This is a genomic window from Thermostichus sp. MS-CIW-40 (assembly GCF_054058315.1).
The window spans coordinates 10,589-28,070 of record NZ_JBSSAC010000012.1 but is presented as its reverse complement, the minus strand read 5'-3'; the positions used below and the strand labels follow the sequence as shown (position 1 = coordinate 28,070).

Sequence of the window (17,482 nt, the reverse complement as noted above, 5' to 3'; positions counted from 1 at the left end):
TGGATGGCCAGGGATCCCTTGAAAAAAGATTTAGTGGAAAAAGCTGCCTTACAGGTAACGGCTAATGTCTTCTCCTCGCTCCGCCAAAAACGACAAGGCCCGGAAGCGCAGCCCTGCCACCTGGTCGTAGAGGGGGTTGAGCTTACACATGGGCGGAATGTGCATCACCTTATGGCCAAACAGCACCACATCTCGCTCAAAGGGGCAGCGGGCCGGGATCCACCGGCAAAGGAAGTGGGCCAAGCGGGGATCGCGGATGCTGAAGTTATCGATAGCCGATTGGATGGGTCGCAATGGAGCCTGCAACCAGTCGCGCAGGTGAGTTGTAGATTTGAAGTGCACGGAAGTCATGGAACCGGTCAGCTCCTGAGGAGCTCTGCGAGCACGTTGCCAAGAAATAGTTGTGGAACCCATAAGCTTTCACCTCACACCTTTACCTTTGAAGAAGGAGCAACCTTTGATCGATTACGGCGCATGAAATCGTCAATAATCGACAATTCTTATGCTTTGTGTCGAGTTTGTATTGAGGGAAACATCAGCCATCTCTCTTCCCTCTGTTAGTCTGCCTTCTCCAACGGAAAGCTTGCTTCTGTAAACAAGAATCTCTGCTCAACGTTGTAGAGCTACATGTTTTGTCTCCAAAAGTTAACATGTAACGAAAACTACAAAAACTCCTCTGCTCTTGCCTGCTAGCCGATTCACCTGTCACGATCCCTGAGGTTCCTCAGCTTGAACTTTGGGGCCAGATGGGTATCCATCGCCCCTATTTCTAGGATGGAACAAGCCCTTTGGGCGGAGTAGAGGGATCCCCATAATCACACTTGCCTTGGCAGGGTTGTTTTTCTTTTGATCGAGTTTGGCTTGGGAGCGTCTCGGTTGGGAGTTACGGAGGATAACAGCCAAGGGATGCCGGCTGCTGAGCGTTCTACAATGCCAGGAGAGATTCCCAGCGGGTGCACATCCGGCGGTGGGTTGGGATCCTTGATTTTGTCTCTGATTTTGTCTCTGGCTTTCTTGAGAGGCTGCCCATGAAATTGGCCTATTGGATGTACGCTGGCCCTGCCCATATCGGCACGCTGCGGGTGGCCAGCTCCTTCAAAAACGTTCACAGCATCATGCACGCTCCTCTGGGAGACGACTATTTCAACGTGATGCGTTCCATGTTGGAGCGAGAGCGGGATTTTACTCCGGTAACCACCAGCGTCGTTGACCGGCAGGTGTTGGCGCGGGGATCCGACGAAAAGGTGATTCGCAACATCGTCCGCAAAGACGGCGAGGAGCAGCCGGATCTGATCGTCGTCACCCCCACCTGCACCTCTAGCATTTTGCAGGAAGATCTGCATCACTTTGTCCGGCAGGCCCAGTTGGCCAGTCGCTGCGACGTAATGCTGGCAGATGTCAACCACTACCGGGTTAACGAATTGCAGGCAGCGGATCGCACCCTGCAGCAGATTGTGGAGTTCTACATCACCAAAGCTCGCAAAAGCGGGGAGTTAGACGGCCTGCCCCAAAAGACGGAGCGGCCTTCCTGTAACATCCTTGGCATTTCCACCCTAGGGTTTCACAATGCCCATGATCTGCGGGAGCTGAAGGTGCTGCTGCGGGATCTGGGGATCCAGCTCAACCTGGTGATCCCGCAAGGGGCCAGTGTCCACGATCTCAAACACCTGGGGCGGGCTTGGTTTAATGTGGTGCCCTACCGGGAGCTGGGGCCGATGACAGCTCGCTATCTGCAGCAGGAATTCGGCATGCCTTACATTGAGATCACCCCGATGGGGGTGGTGGAAACGGCTCGCTTCATCCGCCAGATCCAGCAGATCCTAAACGAGCAAGGGATCCCTGTCGATTATGAAGCCTACATCCAGGAGCAAACGCTGCACATTTCCCAAGCGGCCTGGTTTTCCCGCTCCATCGACTGCCAAAACCTAACCGGCAAAAAAGCGGTGGTCTTCGGGGATTCCACCCACGCGGCGGCCATCACCAAAATCCTGGCCCGCGAGATGGGGATCCACGTGGTGTGGGCGGGCAGCTATTGCACCTACGATGGGGAGTGGTTCCAGGCAGAGGTGGGAGGGTATTGCGATCAGATCTTGATGACGGAGGATCACACCCGCGTGGCGGATGCGATTGCCCAGGCGGAACCTGCTGCGATTTTCGGCACCCAGATGGAGCGGCATGTGGGCAAACGGCTGCGGATCCCTTGTGGGGTCATCTCGGCCCCCATCCACGTGCAGGATTTCCCTATCGGCTACCGGCCCTTTTTGGGCTACGAGGGCGCCAACCAAATTGTGGACTTGATCTACAACTCCTTTACCCTGGGCATGGAAGATCACCTGTTGGAGATCTTCGGTGGCCACGACACCAAGGAGGTGATTCACAAGAGCCTGAGCGCCGATTCCGACCTCATCTGGACGCGGGAAGCCCAGGCGGAGCTGAACAAGGTGCCCGGCTTTGTGCGCGGCAAGGTTAAACGCAACACCGAAAAATTTGCCCGCGAACGAGGCTTGACCGAGATCAGTGTGGAGGTCATGTACGCCGCCAAAGAAGCTTTTGGAGCTTGAAGGGATCCCGTTGACAACCTTTACCCTGGGTGGGATCTTCCATCTGACGTTTGCCTATGCGTCTCCTGGTTACCGGCGGGGCGGGCTACATCGGCAGCCACACCTGCAAAGCTCTGGCGGCCTCTGGCCATCTGCCCATCACTTACGACAACTTGGTTTACGGGCACCCCTGGGCAGTTCGCTGGGGGCCGTTGGAGATTGGGGATCTCGCCGACCGGAAGCGGCTTGATCAAGTCATCCAGCACTATCGCCCAGAAGGGGTGATTCACTTTGCTGCCTATGCCTATGTGGGCGAGTCGGTGAAGGATCCCGGCAAATACTACCGCAACAATGTGGCCGGATCCCTGAGTTTGTTGGAGGCCATGCGGGATCACGGGATCCCTTACATAGTGTTCTCCAGCACCTGTGCCACTTATGGGGTGCCAGAGCGGATTCCCATTCCCGAAAGTCATCCGCAACGTCCCATCAACCCCTACGGCCAGAGCAAGCTGATGGTGGAGCAGATCTTGCAAGATTTCCAGGTTGCCCACGGGATCCGATCCATTAGCCTGCGCTACTTCAATGCCGCCGGAGCCGATCCCGATGGTGAAATTGGGGAGGCCCACGACCCGGAAACCCACTTGATCCCCTTGGTGTTGGAGGTCGCCGGCGGCCAACGTCCTCACATCACGGTTTTTGGAGATGACTACGATACCCCCGATGGCACCTGTATCCGCGACTACATTCACGTCACCGACCTGGCTCAAGCCCACGTGTTGGCGGTAGAAGCGCTGGCCTCTGGCCGACCCGTACCAGCAGCCTACAACCTGGGCAATGGCCAAGGCTTTTCCGTCAAAGAGGTCATTGCCACCGCAGCAGCCGTGACCGGAAAGCGGATCCCGGTGCAAATGGGAGCACGTCGACCTGGGGATCCCCCGCGCTTGGTGGGCGATGCCGGCGCCATCCTTCGCGATCTCAACTGGAAACCTCTCTACACCGACCTGGCCGAGATCATTCAAACTGCCTGGCGCTGGCACCAGAAGCGACCCTACTTTGGGAAAGCCAAGCCCTCGGTGAGCTAGGAACGCCTAGCCCGGCGGGCGATAGGATAGGGAGAAACCGCCCGGCTAACAACTTCCCCGCCCCGCATGGACGATAAGACCACACCCGATACCCTCGCGGTTGTCATGACCACGGTGGGATCCGAAACCGAGGCCCATCGCTTGGCTCATACCTTGGTGGCCGAACGTTATGTGGCCTGTGCCCAGGTCTTGCCCGGGATCACGTCCTACTATCGCTGGCAGGGATCCCTGCAGACCGATGCCGAGTTCCTCATCCTGCTCAAATTGCCCGCAACTGCCTACCCCCGCCTGGAACAACGGCTGCGAGAGCTGCACCCCTACGCTGAGCCCGAGATCCTGGCTCTGGCAGCCACTCAAGTGAGCACAACCTATTTGGCTTGGGCCCGCGACCAGGTAGGCTAGGGAACAGTGCACAGTTGGCCATGATCGCCCTCTACCCCGGCAGCTTTGACCCCATTACCCTTGGACATCTCGATGTTATCGAGCGGGCCAGCCGTCTTTTTTCCAAGGTAATCGTCGCCGTCTTGAAAAACCCCAACAAAACCCCTCTGTTCAGCCCAGAGCAGCGGCAAGCCCAGATTAGCCTGTCCACGGCCCATCTCAAAAATGTTGAGGTTGATACGTTTTCAGGTCTGACGGTGGCCTATGCCCGCCAACGGGGGGCAAAGGTGATCGTGCGCGGCTTGCGAGTTTTGTCGGACTTCGATGTGGAGCTGCAAATGGCCCACACCAACAAGCTGCTGGCTCCCGAACTGGAAACCTTGTTCCTTGCCACCGCCAGCGAGCACAGTTTTGTCAGCAGCAGCCTGGTGAAGGAGGTCGCCAAGCTGGGCGGCCCCATCGATCACCTGGTGCCCGCTCCGGTGATTCGAGATTTGCGGGAGCGCTTTCCCCCGGCCTGAGGGCTCAGGGATCCCCTCTCCTTCCCCAATCAAAATTCAAAGGGCTGCATCCCTGCCGTCACCGGATCAAACCCCACCGGGAAGCAGGTGCTGTGATTGTAGAGGGATCCCCTCAAATTGGCCCCTTCCAAGCAGGCTCCCTCAAGGTCGGCATAGCGCAGGTCGGCACAGCGCAGATCAGCCTTCGCCAGATTGCTGCCCCGCAGGTTGGCGTAGCGCAGGTTAGCCCCATGCAAATCGGATCCCTCGAGATTGGCCCCTCGCAGATCGGCCCCCCTCAAGAAGGCATACTCCAAGCAGGACTGGGGAAAATGGCGCTCTCCCTGCCGGTAGCGGCTGAGCAACTCTGAGGCCCCTTGTAGAGCACACTGGGCAATGGTTTGAGTCATGGTACTGCTCCCAAATCAGACTGGATGCCTTATTTCTATCCTCATCCCTATCATCGGGTTGACCAGGTTTTGATCATCCCTGCTTAACAAATGATTTCAGTTTTTGAGTGGATCGTTGCCCCCAAGTCTTTTTGATTGAAAAGATCTATCCTCAGAGATATCGAAGGCTTTCCCAATCGGCAGCTTGTGCGGCAATGTTTCTTAATTCTTTTTGTGAAGAATACTTAACGGCTGGGCTTGATCGCCAACTCCAAGCCCCACCGGGAGCGCAGGCTGACCTGATCTTGCTGGGTTGTATGGATCCCTCAACTTCTCCTTTTTCAGCAGGCTCTCGGCCAGAGGGTGTTTCTCCAGGGCCGGCTGAACCGGGATAATGATCGACTGGCTCACATCCGTCGCTTGTATCGAGTAGGGATTCTCTGCAATCGATGTAGACCCATATCTCTGTTCAGGATGTTCACCTTTCTCCAACCAGAGCTCTATGCCCAAACGTAAGCGAATCGGGATCCTCACCAGTGGCGGCGATTGTGGCGGCCTCAACGCTGTGATTCGAGCAGTGGTGCGGCGGGCCCGCGACTACGATATGGAAGTTTATGGCATCAAAGATGCGACGGCAGGACTGATGGCTCGACCGGTGGAGGCGGAGCTGCTGGATGTGAAGCGGGTTTCCGGCATTTTGCGCTACGGCGGCACCATCTTGGGTACCGTGAACAAAGGCAACCCCTTCGCCTACCCTATGCCCGACGGCAGCTTGGTGGATCGCTCGGCAGAAGTGATCACCGGCTACCACCGGCTTGGGTTGGATGCCCTCATTGGGGTGGGTGGGGATGGCAGCTTGGCCATTCTCCGGCAACTGGCTCTGCAGGGGGATTGGAACTTTGTCGGGATCCCCAAGACCATCGACAACGATGTCGGTGCCACCGAGTACTCGGTGGGGTTCAACACGGCTTTGAGCGTGGCTGTGGAAGCTCTAGATCAGCTCACCTACACGGCCATCAGCCACAGCCGAGTCATGGTCATGGAAGTCATGGGGCGGGATGCCGGTCACATTGCCATCAGCGCCGGCATTGCCGGGGGGGCGCATGTGATTTTGATCCCGGAAATTCCCTACAAGCTGGAGAATGTCTGCAAAAGAATTCGCGACCGCAAAGAGCGGGGCAATAACTTCAGCATCGTGGTGGTGGCGGAGGCAGTTCGCACCGAGTCGGGGGAGCCGGTGACCTACACCAACAGCCTGGGGCAGTCTCTCTACGGCGGCATCGGCCATTACATCGGCAACGAGATCGCCCTGCGCACCGGCATCGAGACGCGGGTTATGGTTTTGGGCCACCTGCAGCGGGGAGGTACGCCCTCTCCTCTGGATCGCCTGCTGGGAGCAGCCTTTGGGGTGGCTGCTGTGGACTTGATCGCCCAAGGCAAATACGACCGCATGGTGGCCTGGCAAAATCGGCGGGTGGTGGATGTGCCCCTGGCAGAGGCCATCTCCCAGTATCGGCGGGTGGAGGTGGATGGGGCTTTGATCGCCACGGCCATTGGGCTGAATACCTACGTGGGCGAGGTGGATCCGCAGCTTTTGCGCAGCATTTCCCCCTGATCTTCCGGCAAAAACGACACGTGGGCAGAGACAATCTTCCAGCCGATATCGGGGAACCTGTACCACATCTGGCTTTGGCGGCCCAAGCGAGGGATCCCGTTCACCGGACGGCGAAACTCTAAGGTGACCGAGCCGCAATCCGCCCCAAAGGTGACTACCTGCAAACGCAGCATCTCGCGGGCCAAATTCGTGGGAGGACGCCGTTGGCGAAAAGCCTTGATCTCGTCTCCCCCGTAGAGATTTTCCCCCACCCCAAAGCGCACCACCTGGGGGCCATCCCAAAACAGGCGGTTCAGGGTGGGCACATCATTGCTCGTCAGGGCAGCTTCGTACTGATGGTAGAGTTCGGTTAGCTCTGCCACCACCTCGGGGCGATTGACCAGAGTCATGGGCCAGGCTCTTGTGCAGTCGAAATAGGCCTTGCCATCTTATCGGCTCAAGGAGCAGCAGGAGGTTCTAAAAGAACAGCGGGATCCCCCACCTTGCTCTGTCAGACAGCAGACAGCGGCAAGACATCTCCGGGTAGTCGGATCCAAGTCTAGGGGCTGAGAACGGCTTGCAAAGACCGCACATCGCAGTAGTACACCTGATGGCGGTGGGCATACCCCTTCAGCTCCACAGCCTGATGGGAGAAGCAGGCGGCTGCCTGCCCCAGCTGTTTGGCCAAGCAGGTATAGGTGTCCTGGCTGATCGCCAGGTCGGCGTTGAGGGTGCGGGTAGCGCTCTCGATGCGAAAGGCCAAATTCACCGTATCTCCCAGAGCCGTATATTCTTGGCGGGTGTTGTTGCCCACCTGGCGCACGATTGCCGAGCCTGTGTTGACCCCTGCCCCCAGACGAATGGGAGAAGGCAGCGGAAACTCACCGTTCAGCTGCTCGGTCATTTGAAACAGCTTCGCTATGGCCTGCAAAACCGACTTCACATCGAGGTGAATTCCCGGCACTTCAACTCCTCCCAGGGGAGCGGTGTTGGCCTGGGGCACATGGAACCAAACGGCCATAATCGCATCGCCAATGTATTTATCGACAGTGCCCCCGTACTGCTGAATGATATCCCCACCCCGCCGGAACCAATCGCCCATCACCTGGGAAAGCAGGCGCTCGTCCAGTTGTTGAGTCAGTTGTCCGTAACCTCGCACATCCACCACCGCCACCGAGATCAGCCAGCGGGTTTGTAAAACCAGGGTGTCCGAAGGTTTGGCCGCAGGGCTGGGTTCCGAGCTGGCCAGGGATCCGCTGTGGAACTCGAGCTGGGATTGTCCAAGGGTGAGGTGATCCCCATCCTGCAGCAGGGTGGGAATGCTGACGCGGCGATTGTTGACAAACGAGCCGTTGCGGCTGCCCAGATCGATGAGATAGATGCTGTTGTTGTCGAGGTATTGCAGCAGGGCATGTTGGCGCGAAACGCTGGGATCGCTCAAGACGATGGCGTTGTCTTCATCGCGGCCTAGGGTCCAAGCGGTCGCTCCCGAGAGAATGTGTTTCCTCTGGCTGCCATCCGGCTCTTTTAAGATCACGTAGGGCGCGGCAGTGGCGGCAGATTCGCTCGTGACGCTCATGATGAGATGAATTCTAGACGCGACCACACTTTAATACGATACCCCGCTTGCCTTCGGTTGATGGGGGGTATCCGGGCTCGATTTCTGAGCCGCCTCTGCTGGGAGATGGAGGTCTGAGGATGGGCTTGGCGGGGGGCCGACCCGACCGGTATCATTTTGTGTAGATACGTTAAGGCGTATGCTGGATCCCTCCCATCCCATTCCCGCTGAGCAACAGCCGCTCCGGCAGTATGCAGAGCTGAGGGAGGCCTTTCCTTTTTCCTGGCCCGCTTTGGAGTGGATCCCTTACTTAAAACGAATCTTTGGGGTTTGGGGAGCTGTTGTGCTGGCGGTTTCCCCGCTGGTTTGGAGCAGCTTTGCCGGAGATTGGGGCCACTTTGTCTCTGGGTCGGTGCTGGCGGCCAATGTCTTGCTCGGCCTGGTGTTGCTCCATCTCTACCTGGGATGGGCTTATGTGCGGCGGCGCTTGGTACAAGCCCAGATTCCCTATGAAGAAAGTGGCTGGTACGATGGGGCGATGTATGCCAAGTCAGAAGAGGAGCTGGCTCAGCATCGGCTGATTGTCAGGTATCAGATTGATCCTGTGTTGCAGCGCCTGCGACGGAGCTTGTGGGGCGTAGTGGGCTTGAGTGGGTTGGTGGCCCTGCTGTGGCCTCTGGGGTAGGCAGTTGGTTGGCTGTTTTTAGGATCCCGGACAGTGCACATCACTTCTGATCTGGCTCAAACCTTGCGACCCACCGCTGTGGCCATCGGGAACTTCGATGGCTTGCATCTGGGCCATCAGAAGGTGCTGCAGCCGATTCGAGATTCTCTTCAGGGGGTACGTACTGTCCTCACCTTTCATCCCCATCCCCAAGAAGTCTTGACGGGTCGTCCTCAACTGTTGCTCACTCCCCCTGCCGAAAAGCTGGATCTGTTGGCGCAAATGGGCTTTGAGCAGGTGGTACTGCTCCCCTTCACCCCTGCATTTGCCTGCCAGCCCCCCCAAGAGTTTATCCAAACGGTACTTGAACAGGGCCTGCGCGTTCGCCATCTCAGCGTCGGTTGGGATTTTTGCTTTGGTCACCGTCGCTCCGGCAACGCCCAAACGCTCCAGGCTTGGGGATCCGAGCGCTGCATTCCGGTGGAGGTGATCCCGGAGGCGAAACTGAACGGGGAACGGGTGAGCAGCTCTCGCATTCGAGCTGCCTTGGCGACTGGGGAGGTGTCCACCGCCGAAGCGCTCTTGGGTCGTCCTTACCGGCTAACGGGAGAAGTGGTGCAAGGGGATCAGCGGGGCCGACAACTGGGCTTTCCCACCGCCAACCTCCGCTTGCCTCCGGAGAAGTTTTTGCCCCGCGATGGGGTGTACAGCGTTTGGGTGGATGTGCCTGCTGCTGCGGCAGCTCTACCTGGGGTGATGAACATTGGCCATCGGCCCACGTTTGCCGGTTTACAGCACACCGTCGAGGTGCATCTATTGGATTGGACAGGAGATCTCTACGGGCAAGAGGTGCGGGTGGCGCTACGGGGCTTTATCCGCCCAGAGCGGAGATTTCCCACGGTGGCAGATTTGATTCAGCAAATTCAGCAAGATTGCCAAACAGCCCGCCAGCAATTGGGTTTGGCTGAGCAAGTGGGTATGGTGTAGGGGGATCTATGCCGAAGAGAGCTCGCAAGCGCCAAGGCTCACCCAGGCGCTGGTGCCATCTCGCCAGTATTCTTTTTTCCAGATGGGGGCGTTGTGCTTGAGGGTGTCGATGGCAAATTGGCAGGCGGCAAACCCTTCGGCCCTATGGGGGGTGCCTACCGCCACCAAGACGCTGATCTCGCCAATGCGCAACTTGCCGATGCGGTGGTGGATGACCACACTGTTGGCATCTGGCCAGCGCTGCTGAATTTGTCGGGCAATATCGGCGAAGACCTTCAGGGCCATGGGCTCATAGGCTTGGTATTCCAGGTAATCGACAGGGCGGCCATTGGTGTTGTCTCGAACAGTGCCGCTCATCACCACCACGGCCCCATTGCCCGGATGGTAGGCCTCTTGGTGGACACGGTCGATGGACAGGGGAGCCAGGGTAATCTGGAAGGAAGTCTTCAGGACGGTCAGGAGCATGACTCTAGTCAATAATAAGCTTAACTATACTGAAAATAATGTATAATATGTTCAGTACGGATTACTACCAGTTGATCTTTCTGTTTACTTTCGAGTCTGCCAACATGGTAGCCAAAGCAAAGCAGAAAATTGGTAGTAAGACGACACGGAAACTGCGCTTTGGGTATTCTACTCAAAGCTTTGCGGGATACCGCCATTCTGTTTGGACTCCGTCCCGCTAACGCGAATGGAAACAAACAGAATGCTATCGCTGCATAGTTGAACAGTGATGTTCAGCAGTGTTCAGCGTAAATGTATCAGATTCATGATGGCCCAATAAGGGATCCCCACAGCAATGCTATCGCTTCTGACCATTCCACCGTAGCCCCGTAGGTGTCCCCCGTGTGCCCTCCCAACTGGCGGTAGATCCAATAGCCCACGGCCCAAGCCCCCAGAGCGGATCCCAGCGTCCAGAGCAGCAAAGGGGGCCAAGCCAAGATCCCAGCCCAGCCCAACCCCCCGGTGATGGCCAGCACAAGCAGAGTGCCCGGCCACAGGGATCCCGGCAGGGAAGTGGAGTCTTTGAGGAAGCGGGCGGATCCCTGCTCTCGCAGATAGGGGTACAGGGCAATGGCGAGCAACTGGCCCCAACGCCCCCAGGCGGGCACCAGCAGCAAGAGGGGCCAAGCTCGAACGCTGCTCAGGGCAGCAAATTTCAGCAGCAGCAGCAGCACCAAGGCCAGTACCCCATAGGCCCCGGTGTGGCTATCGCTCATCACCTGCAGACGGCGACGGGATCCCTGCAAGTCAGATTTTTGCCCATCCTCAGTTGACCGTTCCGGATCCCCTTTGTAAGGATTCTTGTGGACATTGATCGCCAAGCCATCGGCAGTATCGGCCACCCCGTCCAGGTGCAGCCCACCGGTCAAGAGAACCCACAGGGCCAAGAGCAAAGCGGCCCGCACCGGATTGGGGAAAATCTGCAGCAGGATCCCAGCCAGGGAGAGGATCCCGCCCAGCAACACACCTACCCCTGGCAGCCAGGCGGCAATGCCCTCAAACGGCAAGTCTCCGACCCACCCCAGAGGCAGGGCCGTGTAGAAAGTCAAGGCTGCCCAGAAGCGCCGCAATCGCTCAGTCCTTGAGTCTGTGTAAAGGGATCCGCCAATCCAGCCCTCTGGGAGAGAAAATAGGAATCCTTGCGAACGGTGCGCCCCACCACAATGGTGAGCTTGACAATGGTGAGCTTGGCCACCAAAGCTCCGATGGCGCCCACCGCGGCCAACACCAGAAAGAGGGCTGCTTTTTCAGAAAGACTGGGATCCGCGGAGTCTGGTTCGAGTTCATGCTGAAGATCCTGATACATTTACGCTGAACACTGCTGAACATCACTGTTCAACTATGCAGCGATAGCATTCTGTTTGTTTCCATTCGCGTTAGCGGGACGGAGTCCAAACAGAATGGCGGTATCCCGCAAAGCTTTGAGTAGAATACCCAAAGCGCAGTTTCCGTGTCGTCTTACTACCAATTTTCTGCTTTGCTTTGGCTACCATGTTGGCAGACTCGAAAGTAAACAGAAAGATCAACTGGTAGTAATCCGTACTGAACATATTATACATTATTTTCAGTATAGTTGAGCTTATTATTGACTAGAGTCATGCTCCATCGCGCGGGTTGGCAGTTCCAACTCAGTCTGCCTTAGGGGGCCGGGAACTCTCTTGGATCCCTTGCCCCGGCTCTCCCTGAGAGCTAGAAGGAATGGGCCCCAGAGTCACCGGATGTATTCCTTCAACACGCTGTTGCGGTTGGGGTGGCGCAACTTGCGCAGAGCCTTAGCCTCGATCTGGCGGATTCGCTCACGGGTGACATTAAAGATCTGGCCGATTTCCTCCAGAGTTTTCATGCGGCCATCATCCAAGCCGTAGCGCAACTTCAACACATCCCGTTCGCGGGCGGTGAGGGTTTCCAAAACGCTTTCCAGATCTTCTCTGAGCAAGACTTTGGCCACCCGATCCTCCGGCGTCTCCCCATCCGACTCGATAAAGTCTCCCAGCCGAGAATCCTCTTCCTTGCCGATGGGGGTTTCCAAAGAGATGGGAAGCTGGGCCGACTTGGCGATAAAGCGCAACTTCTCGATGGTGATCTCCATGCGGGTGGCGATCTCCTCTTCGGTGGGCTTGCGGCCCAATTCCTGGGAAAGCAACTTGGTTACCTTTTTGATGCGGGAGATCGTCTCGTAGAGGTGGACAGGCAGGCGAATGGTGCGGGATTGGTCGGCAATGGCGCGGGTGATGGCCTGTCGAATCCACCACGTCGCATAGGTGGAGAACTTGTAGCCCTTCTCGTGGTCGAATTTCTCGGCTGCCCGAATCAGGCCCAGGGATCCCTCCTGAATCAAATCCTGAAAAGACAGGCCCCGGTTCATGTACTTTTTGGCGATGGACACCACCAAACGCAGATTAGACTGCACCATCTTTTCTTTGGCCCGCCGCCCCCGATGCAACCGCCGCCGAAATTCCGGCAAGGACATCTTGACCTCCTCTGCCCAGAGGGTGTCCGGCACCTCTTCTGGGTCTGACCAGAGGCCCATGCGCTGAAAAACGGCCTCGCGAGCGCGCTCTAGCTCCAGCAGATCGGCAATTTTTCGGGCCAACTCGATTTCTTCATCGGCCCGCAGCAGCCGGATACGCCCAATTTCTTGCAAATAGACCCGGATAGAGTCATCGGTGTAGGGCTTTTTCTTACTGGCCGCCTTGCGCTTTGAGCGACCTTTGGCACCGGCGGCGGCAGTCTCTCCATCCTCCTCTGCTGCCTCTTCGTCGTCGTCATCCTCATCAAAAGCATCAGTGTCACCGGTATCCAGTTCGCTCTCGAGGGTATCTGTCTCGGTGTCCAACTCCAGGGCGCTGGAAGGTGGATTTTCCAGATCCGATTCGAGAAGAGCTGTTTGACCAGATTTCACCAATTCCTTTGCTTGAGCCATGCTGAGTTCCTCGTGATCCTAATCACAGACAAATGTAAGGTGACTAAGGGAGCTTAGACGCCAAAGGGAGAGGAGCAAGTTGCAGCCCTGCTGCATCCCACAATGCCAGAGTGAGGGAGCCGATATCCGCAAGCCAAAGCCTGAGTTGCCCTAGGCAAGCCTGCCCGCTTCTGGATAACCGATTGCTCGGGTCAATCTGGAAGCAGATATCGCTCATGGGGCTCAACTGAACTGGCGCAAGACCCGTCATCTTGGTGGGCGGAACCTCTCAAGATGGCGAGAGGTGGATCTTTCTCTTCGCCAATCCTGCGACGGGGTGGGAGGCACTTCACTGGGGGGGCGGAACATTCAGCACCTCAACCACTCCAACCCGCGAGGAGAAGATCGCTCTACAGCAGGCGGCAAGTGACCCTGGGAGGAACACTTGCGAGCAACTGTAGCCGTTCACACCAAAACGTCTTCCCTAAATTAGCCCGACCTGGGGGAAACAGCAACGGGGCAGGAAAAGAAAATGTTAAATTCGCCTCAACAATGGCCAGAATGGAAGCCCTGGCCAGGGATCCATCCTTCGGCCTAGTCCGAGCAAATGGCTCGATGCTAACTTAAATCAGACTCTAGGTCGATGACACCCTGCCTGTCTTTGACTTCTATGACCCATCCCTTCCTGCACTGTCTCCAGGAACGTGTGATTGTCTTTGATGGGGCGATGGGATCCTCCCTCCAGGCCCAGAACCTGACGGCAGCGGATTTTGGTGGGCCGGAGCTGGAGGGCTGCAATGAGATGCTGGTGCTGACCAAGCCGGAGGCGGTGGAACAGGTGCACCGGGGCTTTCTGGAGGTGGGGGCAGACGTTGTTGAGACCAATACCTTTGGGGCTACCTCCATTGTTTTGGCCGAATATGGGATCCCGGAAAAAGCCTACGAGCTGAACGTGGCAGCAGCCCGTTTGGCCAAGCGGGTAGCAGCCGAGTTTTCGACGCCGGAAAAGCCCCGTTTCGTGGCCGGCTCCATCGGCCCCACCACCAAGCTGCCCACCCTGGGGCACATCAGCTTTGACGACATGCGCTCCAGCTTTGCCGAGCAGGTGCGGGGGTTGATCGACGGCGGGGTGGATCTGCTCATCATCGAGACCTGTCAGGACATTTTGCAGACCAAGGCGGCCCTGGTGGCCGTGCAGCAGGAGTTTGCCCGACGCGGGATCCGCCTGCCGGTGGTGGTGTCCCTGACCTTTGAGGTGCAGGGGACAATGCTGGTGGGCACGGAGATCGGGGCGGCCCTGGCCATCCTGGAGCCCTATCCCATCGATGTGCTGGGCCTCAACTGCGCCACCGGCCCCGACAAAATGGTGGACCACATCCGCTACCTCTCTCGGCATTCCCCCTTTCCCATCTCCTGCATTCCCAACGCCGGCCTGCCGGAAAACATCGGCGGCAAAGCCCACTACAAGCTCACGCCGGAGCAGTTGCGCTTCCACCTGGAGCACTTTGTGCGGGATCTGGGGGTGGCAGTGGTGGGAGGCTGCTGTGGCACCCGTCCGGAGCACATCGCCGCCTTGGTGGAAGCCGTGCAGGGGTTGCGGCCCAAACGTCGTAGCATCGAACGGATCCAGGCTGCTGCCTCGATTTATGCCCCTCAGCCCTACCTGCAGGAGAACTCTTTTTTGATCATCGGCGAGCGGCTGAATGCCAGCGGCTCCAAAAAGATGCGGGAGCTGCTTAATGCCGAAGACTGGGATGGCCTGGTGGCCCTGGCCCGCGAGCAGGTGCGGGAGGGATCCCATGTGTTGGATGTCAACGTGGACTATGTGGGCCGGGATGGGGTGCGGGATATGCGGGAGCTGGTGTCCCGGCTGGTCACCCAAATCCAAATCCCCCTGATGCTGGACTCCACCGATTGGCAAAAGATGGAGGCGGGCCTCAAGGTGGCGGGAGGCAAATGTCTGCTCAACTCCACCAACTACGAGGATGGGGAAGAACGTTTCCTAAAGGTGCTGGAGCTGGCCAAAACCTACGGCGCCGGGGTGGTCATCGGCACCATCGACGAAGAGGGCATGGCCCGCACCGCCGACAAGAAGTTCCAGATTGCCGAGCGGGCCTATCGCCAGGCGGTTGAGTACGGGATCCCGCCCTACGAGATTTTCTTTGACCCTTTGGCCTTGCCCATTTCCACCGGCATCGAGGAAGACCGGGCCAACGGGGCAGCCACCCTGGAGGCCATCCGCCGCATCCGCCAGGCTTTCCCGGAGACCCACATTCTCTTGGGCATTTCCAACATCTCCTTTGGGCTCTCGCCGGCAGCCCGCGTGGTGTTGAACTCGGTGTTTTTGCACGAGTGCCGCGAGGCCGGCCTGGATGCCGCTATCGTCAGTGCCGCCAAGATCCTGCCCCTGAACAAGATCCCCGCAGAGCAGCAGCAGGTGTGTCGGGATCTGATCTGGGATCGGCGGCAGTTTAACGCCGTTCGCGTTAGCGGGACGGAGTCCTCGGGCATTTGCACCTACGATCCTCTGGCGCGGCTGACGGAGCTGTTTGCGGGCGTTTCCGGGAAGGAACTGCGCTCTGGCGGATCTTTTGCAGATTTACCCCTGGAGGAGCGGCTGCGGCGGCACATCATTGACGGGGAGCGGATTGGCCTGGAGGAGACCCTGGCGGAGGCACTGCAGAAATATCCTCCCCTGGAGATCATCAACACCTTTTTGCTGGACGGCATGAAGGAGGTGGGGGAGCTCTTCGGCGCTGGCAAAATGCAACTGCCCTTTGTGCTGCAGTCGGCAGAAACCATGAAAGCGGCGGTGAAATACCTGGAGCCCTTCATGGAAAAGGTAGGAGGGGAAGTGTGCAAAGGCACTCTTTTGATTGCCACCGTCAAGGGAGATGTCCACGATATTGGCAAAAACTTGGTGGACATCATCCTCACCAACAACGGCTACAAAGTCATCAACCTGGGCATCAAGCAGCCGGTGGAAAACATCATCGAAGCCTATGAAAAGAGCAAGGCCGACTGCATTGCCATGAGCGGCCTGTTGGTAAAATCCACGGCCTTTATGAAGGAGAATTTGGAGGTGTTTAACGAGCGGGGCATCACCGTGCCGGTCATCCTAGGAGGGGCGGCCCTCACCCGCCGCTTTGTGGAAGAAGACTGCCGCCAGACCTACAAAGGCCAGGTGATCTATGGCCGCGACGCCTTCGTCGATCTCCACTTTATGGATCGGCTGATGCAGGCCAAAGCTGCCGGATGCTGGGACGACCGGCTGGGTTTTCTGGATGACTTGGAGCAGGGATCCCCCTCTGCCAATGGCCAGAAAGAGGCTTCTTGGGTTCCAGAGGAAACGGATCCCAGCCTGCCCCCTGCGGAGACCACCGTGGGAGCTGCTCCCGCCCTCACCCTCTCCGAGTCCCAAGACACCCGCCGCTCTGAAGCCGTTGCCCTGGAGACCGAGCGACCCATCCCGCCTTTCTGGGGATCCAAACTTCTCGCCTCGGATCAGATCCCCTGGCCAGAGGTCTTCTTCTACATCGACAAGCAGGCCCTGGTAGCCGGCCAGTGGCAGATTCGCAAGCCCCGCGACCAGTCGGCGGAGGAGTTTGCCGAGTTTATCGCCACCCAGGTGGAGCCGGTGATCGAGCGCTGGAAAGAGCGGATCCTGGCAGAAGATCTGCTGCACCCCCAGATTGTCTACGGCTATTTCCCGGCCCAGGCAGAGGGGAACACTTTGATCCTCTTCGACCCGGCCAGCTTCCCCGAGCTGTTTTCCCTGGAGCCAGGCTCCACCACCTATTTCCAACTGCCCACGGTGGAGCGCCCGCAACTCTCTCCAGGGGTGCGGGAATTGGCCCGCTTCACCTTCCCCCGCCAAAAAACCGGCCACCGCTACTGTATCGCCGACTTCTTCGCCGCTCGCTCCACAGGATTGGTGGATGTTTTCCCCATGCAGGCGGTCACGGTAGGGGCAGAAGCCACCGCCTATGCCCAGCGCCTGTTTGCCGAAGGCCAGTACACCGACTACCTGTATTTCCACGGCCTGGCTGTGACCCTGGCGGAAGCCCTGGCGGAGTGGTGCCATGCCCGCATCCGGCGGGAGCTGGGGTTCGGCCACGAAGATAGCCCCGACATCCGCAAGATCCTGCACCAGGGCTATCGGGGATCCCGCTATAGCTTCGGCTATCCGGCCTGCCCCAACATTGCCGACCAACGGATTCTGCTGGAGCTGCTCCAGGCCGAGCGCATTGGCCTCACCATGGACGAAAGCGATCAATTGGATCCGGAACAGTCCACCACCGCCATCGTTGCTTACCATCCGGCAGCCCGCTACTTCAACACTTAGGCTTAGGCCCTCATCTCCAACCTCTCTCAGGGGGAG

At 58.1% G+C, this 17,482-nt stretch carries 15 protein-coding genes and 1 pseudogene; 8 read left to right on the top strand and 8 right to left on the bottom strand.

Annotation, left to right across the window (positions count from 1 at the left end; genetic code table 11):
- Window positions 1-48 precede the first annotated feature (48 nt).
- A pseudogene (locus ACVWXF_RS05720) lies at window positions 49-294 on the bottom strand (Mo-dependent nitrogenase C-terminal domain-containing protein); the annotation flags it as partial.
- Window positions 295-1,028: 734 nt separating this feature from the next.
- On the opposite strand from ACVWXF_RS05720, the gene bchB reads away from it, so the two are divergent.
- The 4 genes from bchB (at window position 1,029) to coaD (ending at window position 4,524) form a co-directional block, all read left to right on the top strand.
- On the top strand, window positions 1,029-2,561 hold the full coding sequence (gene bchB / locus ACVWXF_RS05715) for a ferredoxin:protochlorophyllide reductase (ATP-dependent) subunit B (protein WP_414522975.1): 1,533 nt from the start codon (window positions 1,029-1,031) through the stop codon (window positions 2,559-2,561).
- Window positions 2,562-2,617: 56 nt separating this feature from the next.
- A complete protein-coding gene (galE, locus tag ACVWXF_RS05710; protein WP_457473901.1) occupies window positions 2,618-3,622 on the top strand; it encodes a UDP-glucose 4-epimerase GalE in 1,005 nt (334 codons plus the stop codon).
- Between the two features lie 66 nt (window positions 3,623-3,688).
- The gene (cutA, locus tag ACVWXF_RS05705) at window positions 3,689-4,024 is read left to right on the top strand and encodes a divalent-cation tolerance protein CutA (RefSeq protein ID WP_414413293.1); all 336 of its coding nucleotides are present in this window, start codon (window positions 3,689-3,691) and stop codon (window positions 4,022-4,024) included.
- A gap of 20 nt (window positions 4,025-4,044) precedes the next feature.
- On the top strand, window positions 4,045-4,524 hold the full coding sequence (gene coaD / locus ACVWXF_RS05700; RefSeq protein WP_414355759.1) for a pantetheine-phosphate adenylyltransferase: 480 nt from the start codon (window positions 4,045-4,047) through the stop codon (window positions 4,522-4,524).
- Window positions 4,525-4,553: 29 nt separating this feature from the next.
- Here coaD and ACVWXF_RS05695 read toward each other — a convergent pair whose 3' ends face one another.
- Entirely contained in the window at window positions 4,554-4,913 is a 360-nt protein-coding gene (locus ACVWXF_RS05695) for a pentapeptide repeat-containing protein (protein WP_414355752.1), read from the bottom strand.
- 481 nt (window positions 4,914-5,394) lie between these two features.
- Between ACVWXF_RS05695 and ACVWXF_RS05690 the strand changes: the two genes are divergently transcribed.
- Window positions 5,395-6,507, top strand: a complete 1,113-nt coding sequence (locus tag ACVWXF_RS05690) for an ATP-dependent 6-phosphofructokinase (RefSeq protein ID WP_414344504.1) — start codon at window positions 5,395-5,397, stop codon at window positions 6,505-6,507.
- Here ACVWXF_RS05690 and hpxZ read toward each other — a convergent pair.
- On the bottom strand, window positions 6,459-6,896 hold the full coding sequence (hpxZ, locus tag ACVWXF_RS05685) for an oxalurate catabolism protein HpxZ (RefSeq protein WP_414413292.1): 438 nt from the start codon (window positions 6,894-6,896) through the stop codon (window positions 6,459-6,461). The two genes, ACVWXF_RS05690 and hpxZ, sit on opposite strands and share 49 nt — an antisense overlap.
- Window positions 6,897-7,045: 149 nt before the next feature.
- Window positions 7,046-8,065 carry an FHA domain-containing protein gene (locus ACVWXF_RS05680; RefSeq protein WP_457473880.1) on the bottom strand — a complete coding sequence of 340 codons (1,020 nt, stop codon included), beginning with the start codon at window positions 8,063-8,065 and terminating at the stop codon, window positions 7,046-7,048.
- 178 nt (window positions 8,066-8,243) lie between these two features.
- On the opposite strand from ACVWXF_RS05680, the gene ACVWXF_RS05675 reads away from it, so the two are divergent.
- Together ACVWXF_RS05675 and ACVWXF_RS05670 are read left to right on the top strand one after the other, a co-directional pair.
- Window positions 8,244-8,729 carry a CGLD27 family protein gene (locus ACVWXF_RS05675; protein WP_457473879.1) on the top strand — a complete coding sequence of 162 codons (486 nt, stop codon included), beginning with the start codon at window positions 8,244-8,246 and terminating at the stop codon, window positions 8,727-8,729.
- A 33-nt stretch (window positions 8,730-8,762) separates the two neighbouring features.
- The gene (locus ACVWXF_RS05670; protein ID WP_457473878.1) at window positions 8,763-9,695 is read left to right on the top strand and encodes a bifunctional riboflavin kinase/FAD synthetase; all 933 of its coding nucleotides are present in this window, start codon (window positions 8,763-8,765) and stop codon (window positions 9,693-9,695) included.
- 6 nt (window positions 9,696-9,701) lie between these two features.
- On the opposite strand, the gene ACVWXF_RS05665 is transcribed toward ACVWXF_RS05670, so the two are convergent.
- From ACVWXF_RS05665 to rpoD, 4 genes are all read right to left on the bottom strand, one after another.
- Entirely contained in the window at window positions 9,702-10,160 is a 459-nt protein-coding gene (locus ACVWXF_RS05665; RefSeq protein WP_041436693.1) for a molybdenum cofactor biosynthesis protein MoaE, read from the bottom strand.
- A 302-nt stretch (window positions 10,161-10,462) separates the two neighbouring features.
- Window positions 10,463-11,248: an adenosylcobinamide-GDP ribazoletransferase gene (locus ACVWXF_RS05660; protein WP_238376764.1), complete on the bottom strand. Its 786-nt coding sequence runs from the start codon at window positions 11,246-11,248 to the stop codon at window positions 10,463-10,465.
- Window positions 11,245-11,505 carry a hypothetical protein gene (locus ACVWXF_RS05655; RefSeq protein ID WP_457388160.1) on the bottom strand — a complete coding sequence of 87 codons (261 nt, stop codon included), beginning with the start codon at window positions 11,503-11,505 and terminating at the stop codon, window positions 11,245-11,247. The genes ACVWXF_RS05660 and ACVWXF_RS05655 overlap by 4 nt, the downstream gene beginning before the upstream one ends.
- A gap of 405 nt (window positions 11,506-11,910) precedes the next feature.
- Complete coding sequence (rpoD, locus tag ACVWXF_RS05650) at window positions 11,911-13,122, bottom strand: RNA polymerase sigma factor RpoD (protein WP_414355746.1); 1,212 nt, start codon at window positions 13,120-13,122, stop codon at window positions 11,911-11,913.
- A gap of 649 nt (window positions 13,123-13,771) precedes the next feature.
- Here rpoD and metH point away from each other — a divergent pair.
- Complete coding sequence (gene metH, locus ACVWXF_RS05645; protein ID WP_457473877.1) at window positions 13,772-17,446, top strand: methionine synthase; 3,675 nt, start codon at window positions 13,772-13,774, stop codon at window positions 17,444-17,446.
- The last annotated feature ends 36 nt before the right edge of the window (window positions 17,447-17,482 follow it).